At 66.8% G+C, this 15790-nt stretch carries 12 protein-coding genes; 5 read left to right on the forward strand and 7 right to left on the reverse strand.

The window, feature by feature from the left end; all coding sequences use genetic code 11:
* Nucleotides 1-64 precede the first annotated feature (64 nt).
* From HK401_RS01460 to HK401_RS01480, 5 genes are all read right to left on the reverse strand, one after another.
* On the reverse strand, nucleotides 65-352 hold the full coding sequence (locus HK401_RS01460) for a WXG100 family type VII secretion target (RefSeq protein ID WP_181272874.1): 288 nt from the start codon (nucleotides 350-352) through the stop codon (nucleotides 65-67).
* A 230-nt stretch (nucleotides 353-582) separates the two neighbouring features.
* On the reverse strand, nucleotides 583-2751 hold the full coding sequence (locus HK401_RS01465; protein WP_181272875.1) for a S1C family serine protease: 2169 nt from the start codon (nucleotides 2749-2751) through the stop codon (nucleotides 583-585).
* Nucleotides 2748-4577: a sensor histidine kinase gene (locus HK401_RS01470; RefSeq protein WP_181272876.1), complete on the reverse strand. Its 1830-nt coding sequence runs from the start codon at nucleotides 4575-4577 to the stop codon at nucleotides 2748-2750. Before HK401_RS01470 ends, HK401_RS01465 begins: the two co-directional genes overlap by 4 nt.
* A 30-nt stretch (nucleotides 4578-4607) precedes the next feature.
* Nucleotides 4608-5366 carry a response regulator transcription factor gene (locus HK401_RS01475; protein ID WP_181272877.1) on the reverse strand — a complete coding sequence of 253 codons (759 nt, stop codon included), beginning with the start codon at nucleotides 5364-5366 and terminating at the stop codon, nucleotides 4608-4610.
* 591 nt (nucleotides 5367-5957) lie between these two features.
* A complete protein-coding gene (locus tag HK401_RS01480) occupies nucleotides 5958-6548 on the reverse strand; it encodes a CGNR zinc finger domain-containing protein (protein WP_181272878.1) in 591 nt (196 codons plus the stop codon).
* A 262-nt stretch (nucleotides 6549-6810) separates the two neighbouring features.
* Here HK401_RS01480 and HK401_RS01485 point away from each other — a divergent pair, with 262 nt between their 5' ends.
* Entirely contained in the window at nucleotides 6811-7779 is a 969-nt protein-coding gene (locus HK401_RS01485) for an EamA family transporter (RefSeq protein ID WP_181272879.1), read from the forward strand.
* A gap of 92 nt (nucleotides 7780-7871) precedes the next feature.
* Nucleotides 7872-9548: an ABC-F family ATP-binding cassette domain-containing protein gene (locus HK401_RS01490; RefSeq protein ID WP_181272880.1), complete on the forward strand. Its 1677-nt coding sequence runs from the start codon at nucleotides 7872-7874 to the stop codon at nucleotides 9546-9548.
* Between the two features lie 90 nt (nucleotides 9549-9638).
* Here the strand turns inward: HK401_RS01490 and HK401_RS01495 are convergent, their stop codons facing one another.
* A complete protein-coding gene (locus HK401_RS01495) occupies nucleotides 9639-11273 on the reverse strand; it encodes a DNA repair helicase XPB (protein ID WP_181272881.1) in 1635 nt (544 codons plus the stop codon).
* A 147-nt stretch (nucleotides 11274-11420) separates the two neighbouring features.
* Nucleotides 11421-13574 (reverse strand): helicase-associated domain-containing protein, encoded by a 2154-nt coding sequence (locus tag HK401_RS01500; protein WP_258233906.1) that lies wholly within the window; start codon nucleotides 13572-13574, stop codon nucleotides 11421-11423.
* Nucleotides 13575-13650: 76 nt separating this feature from the next.
* On the opposite strand from HK401_RS01500, the gene HK401_RS01505 reads away from it, so the two are divergent.
* The 3 genes from HK401_RS01505 to HK401_RS01515 all read left to right on the forward strand — a co-directional run bounded on the left by HK401_RS01505 (nucleotide 13651) and on the right by HK401_RS01515 (nucleotide 15790).
* Entirely contained in the window at nucleotides 13651-13881 is a 231-nt protein-coding gene (locus HK401_RS01505) for a hypothetical protein (RefSeq protein ID WP_181272882.1), read from the forward strand.
* A 554-nt stretch (nucleotides 13882-14435) separates the two neighbouring features.
* Entirely contained in the window at nucleotides 14436-14816 is a 381-nt protein-coding gene (locus tag HK401_RS01510) for a cold-shock protein (protein WP_181272883.1), read from the forward strand.
* Complete coding sequence (locus HK401_RS01515; RefSeq protein ID WP_181272884.1) at nucleotides 14816-15790, forward strand: DUF3027 domain-containing protein; 975 nt, start codon at nucleotides 14816-14818, stop codon at nucleotides 15788-15790. Before HK401_RS01510 ends, HK401_RS01515 begins: the two co-directional genes overlap by 1 nt.

Below are 15790 nucleotides of genomic sequence, written 5' to 3' on the forward strand. Positions count from 1 at the left end.
ACTGAGAAAGGCTGATAGTTTGCCAGACGCCGGGTACGAGAACGAAGAGATCGACGATTGCCCGTCAGGGTGCGAAGAGACGCGAGTTCGCGGTTTCGACCTCGGTGTATTGACGGGCCGCGGTCGTCAGCGCTCCGTGGACCGAGTCGAGGGATTCGATGAGCTGCTTCTGCGCATCCTTCCACTGGTTGATCACGGCTTGGAAGTTCTGTGCTGCGGCTCCGCGCCAGCATTCCTGCAGCGCGAGCAGGTTGCGCATCATCGTGTCGGACTCGGAAACGAGATTGCGTGATGTTCCGGCTGCGGTGCTGGCGGCGGACTGGACGCGTTCGGCGTCGACTTCGAAACTCATGATCACTCCTGTTCGTCGGAAACCTCCCGCCGCGGTCGGGTGGGATGGCGCCAGTCTCGGAGTCTGCTCGGAGTGTGGGCAAGGGCAGAGGAAGAGGGTGTGGACAGCGTTCGGCTGTCCACACCCTCCATGCGATCGAGTCGCAGCGGTGTCCCCAGGCTCCAACGTCCGAGTCCCGGAGCGTCCCGTTGCCCGCCGGCTGGAGCCTGCGTGTCTGCTGCGCTGCGTGCCTACTTCAGCACGAGCGTGACGTCGACCTTCTGCTCCTGTCCGCCGCGCACCACGGTGACCTCGACGGGTTTGTTCACCGGCTGAGCCCGGACGAGGGCGCGCAGCGCAATTGCGTTGTTCACCTTGGTCCCACCCACGGCGACGATGTCATCGCCGTCCTTGATGCCGGCCTTGGCGGCAGGCGAACCGCCCTGGACCGACTGCACCTTCGCGCTGCCCTGGCTGATGCCTCCGTTGTTGATGTGCCCGTCCGTGAGCGTGATGCCGAGGAACGGGTGCAGTGCCTTGCCGTTGGCGATGAGCTGATCGGCGATCATCACTGCTTGGTTGGCAGGGATCGCGAAGCCGATGCCGATCGAGCCGGACTGTTCGCCCTCTCCGGCCTGGCTGAGCGAGGCGGCGGCCGAGTTGACGCCGATGAACTCGCCGTTGCCGTCGACGAGCGGGCCACCGGAGTTGCCCGGGTTGATCGCCGCATCGGTCTGGATGGCGTTCGTGATCGTGAGCTCCTTCTCCTGCGAGCTCGCGTCCTCGCCGATGTTCTCCGTGGACACCGGCCGGTCGAGTGCGGACACGATGCCCGTGGTCACGGAGTCGGCCAGGCCCAGCGGGTTGCCCAAGGCCATCACCGGGTCGCCCACCGTGAGCTTCTTCGAATCGCCCACGGTCAGCGGCTTGACCTCGTCTGGGACCTGCTCGATCTTGATGATGGCGATGTCCGTGGACGGGTCGCGGCCGACGATCTCGGCCTTCGTCGTCTCGCCGTTCTTCATGGTCACGGAGATCTCGCCGCCGGGAGTGTCAGCGGGTGCGACGACGTGGTTGTTCGTGATGACGTGGCCCTGATCGTCATAGAGAGCGCCCGAGCCCAGGCCCTGGACCTGGCCGTTGGTGCCGACCTGGATCGACATCACACTCCCCGAGGTGTTCTTCGCGACCTGAGTCCAGTCCGGAGTCTCGATCGTCTGCTCGGCGACTTTGCGCGGCTCTTCGCCCTGCAGAGCCGACATCGCATAGTTCCCGCCGAAGGCGAGCCCACCGCCGAGCAGGGCGGCAATGGCCGCGATCGCGATCGTCGCGCCCCAGCCGGGTCCCTTCTTCCCTCGCCGAGGCGGCTGTTCGGATCCGTAGGGGCCGTAGCCCGGTGCGCCGAAGGTTCCTGGTTCGCCGGGGGTGCCCGGGCCGCCCGGGCCGCCTTGTCCGCCAGGCGCCCCGGGACCGATGGGACCGCCGGGGGCTCCGGCACCGCCGGGTCCCTGTTGGGACCCCACTGCAGTCGGCTGAGACCCGATGGCCGAGGGAGAGGAGCCAGCGGCGTACACCTGCTGAGAGCCGGGACCCGGCTGCTGAACACCCGGCTGCTGAGTACCAGGTTGCTGAGCGCCTGGTTGTTGGGCACCCGGTGAGGCATAGGACGAGTTCGAGTAGGCGTATCCGGCTCCCGCTCCTGCAGCGCTCGCTGCTCCGGCGGCACCAGCGCCCGCGGCGGTGTGGGGCTGCGAACCACCGGGCTGCCGCGATGCACCGGGCTGCTGTGAACCGCCGGCGTACGGAAAGGCGCCGGAGTGCTGGGGCCCGGGGAAATTCTGCTGTGCTCCGCCGGCATACGGTCGAGACCCGCCCTGCTGAGCGCCAGACTGTTGGTCTCCCTGTCGAGCGCCGGACTGGAAGTCCCTCTGCTGACCATTCGGCTGATACGGCTGATGCGGCGACGACTGCTGTGGCTGACCTTGCTGACCCGACTGACCCTCGCGTCCGGCGAAACCGTCCACAGGATTCTGTGCCCGAGTGGGCTGTCCGGAGGCGGACTGGCTCTCCTGCCGCGGGTATCCGTGCTGCGCCGACGAGGCGGAATCGGGGCGTCGTTCTGGTGGTGCGACCGGCGGGCTGACGCGAGCAGGACCGTTCGACTGCGGATGTGAGGCGGTGGGGAAGGTGCGCGGAACCTCCGGGGATTGGCTGCGATAGCCCCCGCCCGTCGGACCGCGACGACCCGCGGTCGAGGAGTCGCGGCCCTCAGCCGAGGAATCACGGTCCTCGTCAGACGAACCAGCGCCCGTCGCCGAGGCGTCGCGACCGTCCTCCTGATTCGGGAACGGGCGGTGGTCGTCGTCTCCGTGCCGTCCTCGACCGCGGGACGGGCCCTGGGGATTGCTGTTCTCGCTCATCGATCGTCCTTTCGTATGTCCGCATCGGTCTCGGCGGTTTCGGAGATGGGCAGATCGATGCGGAACGTCGCACCGCCGCCTTCGGTTTCGTGTACGGAGATCGCGCCGTGGTGATTCTCCACGATCGCCTTGACGATCGACAGACCCAGACCGGATCCGCCGGTGTCCCTGGTCCGGGAGACGTCGAGACGGTAGAAGCGCTCGAAGATCCGCGGCACCACCGCGGGGTCGATGCCGTCGCCGTGGTCCCTGACCTCGAAGCGGACACGACCATTGGGGAAGCCGCGCAGGGAATCATCGACGGTGATCGAACCCGCCGCGGTCACGTCTGGGACGATGCCGGCCGGCTCCTTAGCGTCCGCCTGATCGTTCCCGGCGGAGTCACCTCGGCGGAAGATGCGGACGCCACCGGTGACGAAACCGCGCTCACGGCTCTTCTCCTTTGCCCCGTTCTTCGCTCCGGTGCGACCGTTCTGACCTTTCGCCTGTGGGTCACGGCCCTCACCGGACTCCGCGGAATCGGCACCGGGGTCCTCGGGCATCCCGACGACGCCGACGGCGAATTCGATCGCCGTGTTCTCGGGGGTGTGGCGCACAGCATTGCCCGCGAGGTTGACGATGACCTGGCGGATCTTCGATTCGGATCCGCGGATCATCGGCACCGGCTGGGCGTCCTCACCGTCGAGTCCGATGAAGCTGATGTCGCGATCGGGGGCCTGAGCCGCAGCATCGGCGGCGGCATCGCGGACGACCTTGTGCAGGTCGATCGGGCCGATCTCGGCGGGACGCTGTTCGTCGAGTCGGGCGAGCACGACGAGGTCGTCGACGAGTACGCCCATGCGCTTGGCCTCGGACTCCATCCGCTCCATGGCGTTGCCGATGTCCGCTTCCTTCGTGATCGCACCCTGCCGGTAGAGCTCGGCATAGCCGCGGATCGTCACCAGCGGGGTGCGCAGCTCGTGCGAGGCGTCGGAGACGAACTGGCGGATGCGCTTCTCCGACCTCGTCTGACCGTCGAAGGAGTCCTCGATGCGTCCGAGCATGGTGTTCAGTGCCGCCGACAGTCGCCCGAGTTCGGTGTTGCGCGGATAGCTGGGTACGCGTTGCGACAGGTCGCCGGCGGCGATCCGCGAGGCGGTCTTCTCGATGTCGCGCAGGGGTCTGAACGTGTTGTTGATCGCCCAATAGCCGACGCCCGCGACCATCGCCAGGGCCAGCAGGCCGATGCCGATCATCGTATTGCGGGCGCGTTCGTTGATGTTGTCGACCTCGCGGTCGAAGGGCACCGCAATGGACACGAGCACGTCGGTGTTCTTCACCTTCATCGCTCGGGCCCGCCACTGGGAGTTCGTGCCGGCTACAGTGAAGGGTTCACCGCCGCGAGCATAGACTTCCTTCTCATCGATCTTCGGCAGGATCGGTTGGTTCTCCGGCTCCGGGGCGACAGGATCGCGGATCGCTTCCCCGTCGGTGTTGTAGAACTGCACATAGAAGCCTCCGGGCAACAGGCTCTTGAGCTGGTCCCAGGAATTCGAATCGATCGTCGTCGACGACGGAGCATCCTCGGTGTCCTCGGAATCGTCCCCGGACTGGAGCTCGGCCGGCTGGAACACATCACGATAGGCCTGCTTGGCCAGGGTCTCGGACGCACTGATGAGTCGTTCATCGGTGCGTTGGACGAGACTGTCGCGAAGGTTCTCCAACACCCATGCGCTCGTCCCGGTGAGGACGAGCAGCATGAGGAGCATCATGATGGCCAGCAGCTTGGTGGTCAGCGACCATTCTTCCCAGAAGCCGGGGCGGGAGGGACGGGATTCTTTTGCCACGTAGGTAATCTATCGCCCTTGCTTGGACGACTACTTGGATTCCGGTGTGCGCAGCATGTAGCCGACCCCGCGCTTGGTCTGGATCATCGGGGTCCACTCCATCTCGACGGGGTGGCCGGCGGCGTCCGTCTCCGGGGTGACGTCGATCTTGCGACGCAGGTAGGAGATGTAGGACTCGACGATGCCGGTGTCGCCGCCGAAGTCGTATTCCCACACGTGGTCGAGGATCTGCGACTTCGACAGCACCCGGTTGGTGTTGAGCATGAGGTAGCGCAGCAGCTTGAACTCGGTGGGGGAGAGGTCGATGAGGATGCCGGAGCGGCGGACCTCGTGCGTGTCGTCGTCGAGTTCGAGGTCGCCCGCCACGATGACGGCGTTCTCCTCGTCCTCGAGGCTGTGCGTGCGGCGGAGGACGGCGCGGATGCGGGCGACGACCTCTTCGAGGCTGAAGGGCTTCGTCACATAGTCATCGCCGCCGACGGTCAGCCCGGTGATCTTGTCCGACGTGTCATCCCGGGCAGTGAGGAACACGACCGGAGCGTTCATGCCGATCTGGCGCAGACGGCGGGTGACGGTGAAGCCGTCCATGTCGGGCAGCATGACGTCGAGGACGAGGAGGTCGACATCGGTCTGTTCGGCCAGACGCAGGGCCTCGGCGCCGTTGGCGGCCGAGACGACGTCGAAGCCGGCGAAGCGGAGGCTGGTGGACAGGAGTTCGCGGATATTGGGCTCATCATCGACAACGAGCAGGGTGGCTTCGATGTCGGCGTCGTTCTGTGCTGTAGTCATGGCTCCAGTCTGGGCGCCATTTCTGGGAGTCAACTGGAAGTCAGCTGAATGCCAATGTGACATGTATCACGATAAAACTCTCAGGAAAGTCGTTTCGGGTCTGATCCGGCACATTCGCTCTCAGGAAAGGAGGGGCGATTTCAGGGAAAAATGCGCTTGCGATCAGGTTGGGTTCAGGAATGGTCACCGACGCGGACGCGGGGTGGGCGGGTTCGGCTCAGGGGCGCTGCGGTGGGCGAAGGTCGAAGAGTTGGTGTGTCACGGCGAAGCGCAGGACCCGATCGGGCCGGTGTCGGTCGTAGGTGACTTGACCGATCGTGCCCTGCATCGACGGTCTCTGCTGGACGAGGTGGCGGACCCAGTGTTCGCGACCCTGGGCGTCGGTGAAACGAACCACGGCCAGGCTTGGCGCTCTGGCGGAGGTTCCTGCCCAGTGGTCGACGACACGGCCTTCGGCCAGACCGATGCCGGGATGAGGCGGGTGGTCGAGGATCGGGTAGCGGCTGTCATCGTGATGATACTGGCCAGTCCGGCGGCGAACTTGCGACCGGCGGAGATGCGCAGGGGCTGCAGTGACATGGTCGGAGTTCTTCAGTCGGTCTCGGCGTGGCGGGCGCGGAAGGCCGCGACGTGGGTGCGGTTGGCGCAGCCGCCGGTGTCGCAGAAGCGCTTCGAGCGATTGCGGCTGAAGTCGGCGAGGTAGGCCCGGCAGTCCTCGGCCGCGCAGCGGCCGAGGCGATCGAGGTCGCCGGAGCGGATGAGGTCGATGAGGACGAGGGCGACATCGGCGGCCACGCGATCGGCGAGGCTCGCCTGCGAACCCGTGGCGTGCAGGTGCCAGTCCCAATGGTCGTGTTTGACCAATTGCGGCACAGAACCGGAGTCGCTGAGTGTGAGATTGATCTCCTCGACGACCGCCGAGGTGGCCGTTTCGACCTCGTCCTCGGTCTCGGCGCGGATGCTCGCATCGAGCGCCGCGGCGAATCGTTCGCGCAGTCGCAGGGTCTCTGCGACGTCGCTCTTCGTGGCCGTCAGTGGGCCGGAGAAGTCGTGTCGGGCCGCGAACTCGCGGAGTTTGGCGGTCGTCGTCAGCTCGTCACCGTCCGTCGCGACGTCCTCGGAGGTGTTGAGGAGGTCGACGAGCATCGTGAGATTCGCGCGAATGTCGTAGGTGAAGGCCATGGCGGGAACCATACTGCCACACGGATGTAAGCACCAAAATGCACTTGACTCATTTCAAAACCAGAGTCGATACTGAAACTGTTCGACGAACGGCGATGCCGTGTCCTCCGCCGGGAGGACCCAGTGCGCGCCGGGAGGACCCAGTGCGGCAGAACCGGACAACGAGCCGCCTCGGCGGGGGGAATCACCTGCGCCGGGCCACCTCGGCGGGGATCCTCCGCCGGCAAATCCACTCACGTTTCAGCACTTCAGGAGGTCAGTCATGAGTCGCACCGTCGTTTTGGGGTTCCTGCTCACTCTTGCCTCCGCGTTCTTCTTCGCGGTGTCGGGGCCGATCGCGAAGACGATGTACGCGATCGGGTGGACGCCGGGTGCGGTCGTGCTCATCCGACTGGCCGGATCAGCGGTGCTGCTGCTCATCCCCACCCTCATCGCGCTGCACGGACGCTGGGGCGAGGTCCTCACACATTGGCGCACCGTCGTCACCTACGGGCTGGTCTCGATGGCCGGAGTGCAGGGGTTCTACTTCGTCGCCGTCGAGCACCTCACCGTGGCCGTGGCGCTGCTGCTCGAGATGACAGCGCCGATGCTCATCGTGTTCTGGATCTGGGCGCGCACGCGGACCAGGCCGGCGACGGTGACCTTCATCGGGGTCGTGGTCTCGATGATCGGACTCCTGCTCGTGCTCAACCTCCGCGGATCGTCGATCAGCATCTTCGGCGTGGTCATGGCGATGGCCGCAGCGGTGTGCTTGGCCAGCTACTTCCTCGTCTCGGCGAAGGACACGATCACGATCCCGCCGGTCGCCCTGACCGGCCTGGGAATGGGCATCGGGGCGCTGGCGATGTCGCTCATCGTGCTCGTCGGCGTCATGCCGTGGGGTGCGGTGGCCTCTGATGTGGACTTCGGCGGAGTGTCGATGTCGTGGATCGTGCCGATGGCGATGATCGTCGTCTTCACCGTCGGCGCCTACATCACCGGCATCCTCGGTCTGCGCTATGTCGGCGCGACCGTCGGGTCCTTCGTCAACCTCGTCGAGGTCCCGTTCTCGGTCATCGTCGCCTGGCTCGTGCTCTTCGAGATGCCCGCACCGATCCAGCTCTTCGGCGGAGTGTTCATCCTCGGCGGCGTCGGCTTCATCAAGTGGGGCGAGGCCCGCCTGGCCGCCCGAGTCGCCCGCCGCGAGGTCGTCGCCCGCTCCGACGCCAAACCCTCCCTCATTACTACCTGACGGCGGCCCAGCAACCTGGCGCCACGTTGCTGGGCGCCCGTCGGGTAGTTCGGGGCGCATCCGCTGTGAAGAAGCGTTGATAGGTTGTGTCCATGGGCCATATAGAGATCAATGACGTCTCGTACACACTCGCCGACGGTCGACCGCTCCTCGGCGGGGTGTCGTTTCGCGTCGGTGATGGGGCCAAAGCCGCACTCATCGGTGCCAACGGGGCAGGGAAGACAACGCTGCTGAGGCTGTTGACCGGGGAGATCGCTCCGGACGAGGGCTCCGTCTCCCACACCGGCAGCGTCGGTCTGATGCGCCAGTTCATCACCGCCGGCACCATCGCCGAGGCGCTCGAAGAGGTGGCGCCGAAGCGCATCCGCAGGGCGGCCGCTCAGGTCCGCCGGGCCGAGGAGCGTCTGCTCGGGCCCGACGGCGACTCGACGAACGTGCAGATGGCCTACGCCGCTGCGCTCGGCGAATGGGGTGAAGTCGGAGGTTACGAAGCCGAGGTGCTGTGGGACAGCTGCACCACCTCGGCGCTGGGAATGCCCTTCGACCGCTGTCGGGACCGGGCGATTACGACCCTGTCCGGGGGAGAGCAGAAGAGGCTCATCCTCGAGGCTCTGCTGCGCGGCGGCGACGATGCCCTCGTCCTCGACGAACCGGACAACTTCCTCGACGTTCCCGGCAAAAGGTGGTTGGAGGACCAGCTGCGGGACACGGACAAGTCCGTCCTCTTCGTCTCCCACGATCGTGAGCTGCTGGCCCGGGCCGCCTCGGAGATCGTCACCCTCGAACTCTCGGCCGCCGGGAACACCGCCTGGACACATCCGGGTGGTTTCGAAAGCTACCACGATGCCCGACAGTCCCGGTTCGACCGTCTCGAAGAGTTGCGCAAGCGGTGGGACGAGGAGCATGCGAAGCTGCGCGCGCTGGTGCAGATGTACAAGCAGAAAGCCGCGTACAACTCGGACATGACGTCCCGGTACCGGGCGGCGCAGACCAGGCTCGAGCGCTTCGAGGCCGCAGGTCCTCCTGAGGCGACGCCGCGCGAGCAGAATCTGGGAATGCGTCTGACCGGCGGGCGGACCGGGAAGATCGCCATCCGGGCGCACAGTCTCGAACTGACGAATCTCATGCTGCCCTTCGACCTCGAGGTCCACTACGGGGACCGAGTCGCAGTGCTCGGCTCGAACGGTTCGGGCAAGTCCCACTTCCTGCGTCTGCTCGCCGCCGGCGGCACCGACCCAGAACCAGAGCACCGTCCGGTCTCCGATGTCGAGATCGCCCCGGTCGAGCATTCGGGGCAGGTGAAGCTGGGAGCCAGAGTTCGGCCGGGCTGGTTCGCGCAGACGCACGGCCGGCCGGATCTGCATGGTCGCACCCTGCTCGATATCCTCCATCGCGGGGACGAGCATCGGAATGGGCTTCCCCGGGAACCGGCCTCGCGGGCGCTCGCCCGCTATCAACTCGCCGGTGCTGCCGAGCAGACCTTCGACTCACTCTCGGGCGGACAGCAGGCGAGAGTGCAGATCCTGCTGCTCGAACTGGCGGGTGCGACCCTGCTGCTCCTCGACGAACCGACGGACAACCTCGACCTCGTCTCCGCCGAGGCACTGCAGGATGCGTTGACCGCTTTCGACGGCACGGTCCTCGCCGTCACCCACGACCGCTGGTTCGCCCGGGACTTCGACCGTTTCCTCGTCTTCGGGTCCGACGGCGAGGTCTATGAATCGACGACGCCGGTCTGGGACGAAGGACGTGTGACTCGGTCCCGATGATCCCGGCGTCTCCGCCTCTTCCTGCTACCCGACGGCGGCCCAGCAACCTGGCGCCAGGTATCTGGGCGCCCGTCGGGTAGCAGGGAGAGGTCAGCGGACCTCGATGTTGTAGCTGTAGCCCTGCTCGGTGAGGAAGCGGCGGCGCTGCGCGGCGAAGTGCTCGTCGACGGTGTCGGCGGCGACCACGGTGTAGAACGTCGCGGAACCCTTGTCCTGCTTCGGGCGCAGGATCCGACCGAGTCGCTGGGCTTCCTCCTGCCGTGACCCGAACGCCCCGGAGACCTGGATCGCCACCGAGGCGGCCGGTAAGTCCACAGAGAAGTTCGCGACCTTCGAGACCACGAGCACAGGGATCTCACCGGAGCGGAATTCGCGGAAGAGCTCCTGGCGCACCGACTCCGGGGTCTGGCCGGTCAGGACCGGCGCGCCGAGTTCGGCCCCGATCTCCTCGAGCTGGTCGAGGTACTGGCCGATGACGAGAATCTGCGCATCCGGATGGTCGGCGACGAGCTCGGAGACGATCGGCAGCTTCGCATCCGAGGTCGCAGCCAGGCGGTAGCGGTCCTCGCCGTCGGCCCGGGCGTAGGCTGTGCGGGTTCCGCCGTCGAGGCGCACCCGCACCTCGTGGCAGCTAGCCGAGGCGATGTAGCCGAGCCGTTCGAGTTCCTTCCACGGCGCTTCGTACTGCTTGGGTCCGATGAGGGAGAAGACCTCGTCCTCACGGCCGTCCTCACGCACCAGCGTCGCGGTGAGGCCCAACCGACGCCTGGCCTGCAGGCTCGCGGTGAGCCGGAAGATCGGAGCCGGCAGCAGATGCACCTCGTCATAGATCACCAGCCCCCAATCCTTGGCATCGAGGAGTTCGAGGTGGAGGTAGGAGCCCTTCCGGCGAGTCGTCAGCACCTGATAGGTGGCGATGGTGATCGGCCGGATCTCCTTCGTCGACCCGGAGTATTCGCCGATCTCGTCCTCGGTCAGGCTGGTCCGCCGCAGGATCTCGTCCTTCCACTGCCTCGCCGAGACCGAGTTCGTCACGAGAATGAGCGTCGTCGTCTGCACCCGCGACATCGTGGCCACCCCGACGACGGTCTTGCCCGCCCCGCAGGGCAGCACGACGACTCCGGACTCACCGGACAGGGACTGGTCGATGGCCTGCTTCTGGTAATCGCGCAGATGCCACTGACCGCCGTGGGCGTCATCGGACAGGGCGATCTCATGCGCCTCGCCGTCGACATAGCCAGCATGATCGGAGACCGGATGGCCCAGCTGCAGCAGCGCATGTTTGAGCTCGCCGCGCTCGGACGGATGGACGAGAACGGAATCGTCGTCGATGCGCTTGCCGAATTTGCCGACGAGGTCGGGCTGATCGACCAGCTCATCGAGCAGACCCGTCTCCGTGGAGGTCAGGGTGAGTCCGTGGATCGGGTGGTCGATGAGGGTGAGGACGCCGAAGCGGTCCATGATGTCGACGATGTCGACGAGCAGTTCGTGCGGGACCGGGTACTTCGCGAACTCGAGGAGCACATCGACGACGGATTCGGCATCGTGTCCGCTGGCGCGGGCGTTCCACAGTCCCAGCGGAGTGATCGTGTAGGTGTGGATGTACTCGGGAGTCCGCGACAGCTGAGCGAACGGGGCGATCGCCACGGCCGCCTCGACAGCCAGGGGATGCCCCGACTCCAGCAGCACAGTCCGATCGGACTGCACGATCAGCGGACCATTCATTCAGACTCCCATTTCACGAGTGCGCTTGTCAGGTGCTACGACACCAGAGGGGACAACACGTCCCCCGCCCCAATTGTTCCCTCCCGTGCTACCCGACGGCGGCCCAGCAACGTGGCGCGAGGTTGCTGGGCCGCCGTCGGGTAGTAATTAGGTGGGGTCGACGCTGACGATGCGGGCGATCGACAGGGATGCTTCGGCTCCCGTGGAGGTGACCGTACCGCGCACCCGGCCGGCATTGAGCGTGGCCGGCAGCATCTCGATTGTGCGCTCGCGGCCCTGCGAATCGGCGATCCGGATGACCACCCGCCGCTTCGCCTCGGCGGCCTCGCGCAGCCGATCCATGTGCCCCAGCGGCTCATCGGTGCTCGTCATCGCCTGCGCCCCGGTCGGGGCCGAGCGGAGGATGCGGATGTATTCGCCGAGGTGGCCGTCACTGACGCGCGGACGCCGACGCACATTGACCTCGGGTTCGGACTGCGTGATCACTTTCCGCCGGCGCACCGTTCCGGTCGCCGAATGCAGCAGCGCATGATGGTCACCGGCCTCGAGTAAGTGCATGGTCCGCTCGGGCCCGAGCTGGGCGATCGCCACCGTCGGCGCCAGGCGCTCGAGCCCGGCCGGCAGCATCGCCTGATCGGAGAGGATGACATCGAGGTCGACGGGGTCGTCGACGACGAGCACGGCTCGGGCACCGGCGACGCGGACCCGCCGCAGCTTCGAGGCAGTGTTCTTCACGAGGAAGTCCAAGGTCGACGGCAGCTCTTCGGCGCTGATCTCGGCGAGTTCGGCCAAGGCATCCTCGGCGCTGACGCCCGACTGCATGGTGTCCTCGATCGTCTCGGCGTCGATGCGGTAGACGGTGCCCTGTCCGCGGGCCTCGACGACGGCGTACCTGCGCAGGATGTGGTGGACCCGCGGTTCGATCGGACCCGTCGCCACCGCCGTGAGATCGGACTGGATGAGCACCGTGTCGACCTCGTCGCCGAGGCCGTCGGACACCGCGACGATGACGTCACCGGGGACTGCGAGGGCGTCGACGGCCACTCCCAACGGTGCGATCGAGGGGTCCTCCTTCCCGTGCTCGACCAGTGCCGCGTCCAGTCCTGCTGCGAGGCTGACCCCGAAGCGGCTCGGCCCGAAATGATCGGGCTGCTGCAGGGGAGTGGTCGCCAGACCCAGACTCACGCACGCATGGAGCACCGCCTCGGTCATCGCGTACTCGTGCGCCTGGATCATGGGACGGCGACGCAGCACCTCGGCATGGATCCATCCCGCCGAACGGGCCGAACCGAGACCGATGTCATGGAGGATGTCGAGGACGGTCAGGCGCAGCAGCGGCATCGCCGGCACCGACTGTCCGTGCCCCTTGAAGAGGGACTTCTTCGGTGCGGCGAGCACCGTCAGCCGTTCGTTCTCACTCGCCCCGGCCGCCAGCTGCGTGACGTCGAGGGACTCGCGCAGCCATGCGCCGACCAGCGCCGCCCAGAGTTCGGCTCGATCGGCCGAGAGCGCGGACTCGGCATCGTCGGCGGCCGTCCACTGCGGGTCGAGGGCATCGTCGAGCACTCCGATGAGGTGGAGTGACTTCGCGGCCAGCAGCAGAGTGATCGTCTGCTCGAGTCCGAGGTCGAGGGTGCGGGCGAGCCGGGAGACATCCCGCTTCGAGATCCCGCCGCTGGTCAGCCGTGAGATCGGGGTTGCGGAGAGTTCGTCGACGAGCCCGCGCAGCGAGGAGATCACCTCGGCGACGGCAGCCTGTTCGGAATTGTGGATGAGCGCCTGACCGATCGTCGCGGTGCTCGCATCGACGGTGGCCGGATCGATCTGCCACGGGCGGGCGCGCGCGGAATCGGCCGCCGAGGTGGGCAGGAGCGTGATGGCCTCGGACTGGATCCGCCAGACCGGCTGCGCGGTGAGCAGGGCAGCATGATCGCCTGGCCCCGACGCCGGCCCCGACCCCGACGCAGCCCCTGATTCAGACCCGGACGTCGGCCAGGCCAGACCGAGGTCGCGCAGGCGGGGGAGGGTCGCCTCGGCGCGGGCGGGATCGATATGAGCATTGTCACCGACGGCGATCTCCGGGCTCGTGCGAGCGGCCACGGCCAGGGCGATGTAGACCTCGAGCTCGCCAGCCTGAAGCGCCTCGATGCCGCGGGCGACCCCGATTCGCGAGGACGCGGCCGCCGCCAGGGATCCGATCGTCGGTGACTCGGGTTGGAGGAGGTCGCGCCGCGTCCGGACGAAGGACTCGAACTCGGCATCTGAACTGTGGGACAGCCACTGGCTGAAGGTCATGGACATCGTCGCCCAGTCTATCGTGAGGGGTACACTGGAAGGGCAGAGAAACAGGAACTGCGAACTTCAGGAAGGACGCGCATTGTCAGCCAATCGAGTCGACACGGTCATAGTCGTCGCAGCGGTTGCCGCCGCAGTTATCGGGGCGTTCGGCCTCATCGGCGTGCTCGGCCAGGCCTGGATGGGAATGACGCCCAGCCCCTTCCTCACCTATCTGCCCATGATCCTCGTCCCCATCGCCGTCGCCCTGGCCTGTGTGGCCATGGTCCGCGCGGCGCTCAGACGCAGACAGACCGAGGTGGGACCCAGCTGATTCCAACGCTTCACCGGCAAGCTCGGAGAGCGGAATGATCCCCGGGATCACCGCCCGATCCGAGTGATCGGTGCGGCTGAACCGAGCAGACCGACCACAGTGATCGGGACGCTCAGAGCGATCCCCTCGCCGAGGTGGCCGCCCACTCCCGCAGCATCGCCGAGTCGGTGACGCGCCACCCGGTGATCGGGTGCGGATCACCGGTCTGCAGGGGTTCTGGGGCCTGAACCGGACGGCACTGGGAGCCTGAAAGGGGACCGGGACTCGGACGGACCGAAAGCTCAGGCGGATCGTCTCACTCCCGCCGCATCGGTCCCGATGCCTCACGGGAAACCCGGGCACCGGCCTCCCTCCCGCCCAGGCGCGAACATGCACCACGCCCCGCCTAGACCTGAACATGCACCACGCGATGATGAAGCGCAGACACGCACCACCCGCCCACAGCGGCGCACACAGACACATCCGCCCCAGCGGCGGATACCAGCACCACCCGCCCACCGAGGCGGACACAGACACGGCCCGCCCCAGCGGCGGGCGCCAGAAGAAAGGACATCATGCCCACCGGACGCGTGAAATGGTTCGATGCCGACAAGGGATTCGGCTTCGTCGTCGCCGAGGACGGCTCCCAGGCCTTCCTCCACTCCTCAGTGCTGCCCGAGGGACTCGAGGTCACCAAGGGCACCCGACTCGAATACGATGTCGTCGATTCCCGCCGCGGAGCACAGGTGCTCAAGGCCCGCCCGCTGAGCGCCCCGGGCAAAGTCTCCAAGGCCCGGCGACGCCCCGCCGAGGACATGGCGGTTATGGTTGAGGATGTCATCAAAGTACTGGATGACCTCAACAACGGACTGCAGCACGGCCGCTACCCGGATCCCACACACGGGAACAAGGTGGCCAGCCTGCTGCGGGCGATAGCCGACGATTTGGAGTCCTGATGTCATCGCTGTTCAGTGAGTGGCTGGCCCAGCAGACCACAGCGTCCGCGGTCGAGAGCGAAGCTGCGGGTGCGGTCGAGAACGATGCCGCAGCCGCCGTCGAGAACGACACAGTGTCCGCCGCTGGAAGTGCCGCATCGACCGACACCGAGGCGGCCGCCTCGGCGAAGGCGACGAAGTCCTCACGCGGACGTGCGGGCTCGGAAAAGCGTGCGAGCACCGAGAAGATCGTGCTCGACACCCAGCTGGCCGCGGCGATCGACATCGCCCGTTCCGCCATCGCCGAGGTGGCCGGCAGTGCCGTGATCGGCGAGCACCTGGGAACGGTGGCCGAAGGCACCCGCCTGGTCACCCACTACTTCGTGTGCACCGATCCGACCTACCGCGGCTGGCGCTGGGTGGCCGTGCTCGCCCGCGCTCCGCGGGCGAAGAAGGTCACCGTCTGCGAAACGGCTCTGCTGCCCGGACCCGATGCACTGACCGCGCCCGAATGGGTGCCGTGGGAAGAACGCCTCGAACCCGGGGACATGACACCCAAAGACACCCTGCCCAAGCTGGATCAGGATCCGAACCTGCAGCCGGGCTTCCAGCAGACCGAGGACAACTCGGCGGACAACGTCGACCAGATCCCGAACTTCGAATTCGGTCTCGGCCGTGAACGCGTCCTGTCCTCGGACGGTCTCTCCGCCGCCGCCAGCCGGTGGGCGGACTCGGACGCCGGGCCCGACGGCGAGTTCGCCTCACGCGCCTCGGCCCACTGCGGATCCTGCGGCTACCTCATGCCGATCGCCGGATCCCTGCGGCAGAAGTTCGGAGTCTGCGCCAACGCCTGGTCGCCGTTCGACGGACGCGTCGTCGGACTCGAATCCGGGTGCGGAGCCCATTCGGAGACCGATGTGCACAAACCCAATCATGATCCGGCCGAGGCCGTCGTCGACGACTATTCCGGCGAACTCGAACTTCAGGAGGGCTGA

Source organism: Brevibacterium oceani (assembly GCF_013623835.1).
GTDB lineage: Bacteria > Actinomycetota > Actinomycetes > Actinomycetales > Brevibacteriaceae > Brevibacterium > Brevibacterium oceani.

Coding starts and splice junctions, on each gene's coding strand:
- HK401_RS01460 (WP_181272874.1), bottom strand. CDS start 352: ATGAGTTTCGAAGTCGACGCCGAACGCGTCCAGTCCGCCGCCAGCACC.
- HK401_RS01495 (WP_181272881.1), bottom strand. CDS start 11,273: ATGAATGGTCCGCTGATCGTGCAGTCCGATCGGACTGTGCTGCTGGAG.
- HK401_RS01500 (WP_258233906.1), bottom strand. CDS start 13,574: ATGTCCATGACCTTCAGCCAGTGGCTGTCCCACAGTTCAGATGCCGAG.
- HK401_RS01485 (WP_181272879.1), top strand. CDS start 6,811: ATGAGTCGCACCGTCGTTTTGGGGTTCCTGCTCACTCTTGCCTCCGCG.
- HK401_RS01515 (WP_181272884.1), top strand. CDS start 14,816: ATGTCATCGCTGTTCAGTGAGTGGCTGGCCCAGCAGACCACAGCGTCC.
- HK401_RS01490 (WP_181272880.1), top strand. CDS start 7,872: ATGGGCCATATAGAGATCAATGACGTCTCGTACACACTCGCCGACGGT.
- HK401_RS01475 (WP_181272877.1), bottom strand. CDS start 5,366: ATGACTACAGCACAGAACGACGCCGACATCGAAGCCACCCTGCTCGTT.
- HK401_RS01510 (WP_181272883.1), top strand. CDS start 14,436: ATGCCCACCGGACGCGTGAAATGGTTCGATGCCGACAAGGGATTCGGC.
- HK401_RS01465 (WP_181272875.1), bottom strand. CDS start 2,751: ATGAGCGAGAACAGCAATCCCCAGGGCCCGTCCCGCGGTCGAGGACGG.
- HK401_RS01480 (WP_181272878.1), bottom strand. CDS start 6,548: ATGGCCTTCACCTACGACATTCGCGCGAATCTCACGATGCTCGTCGAC.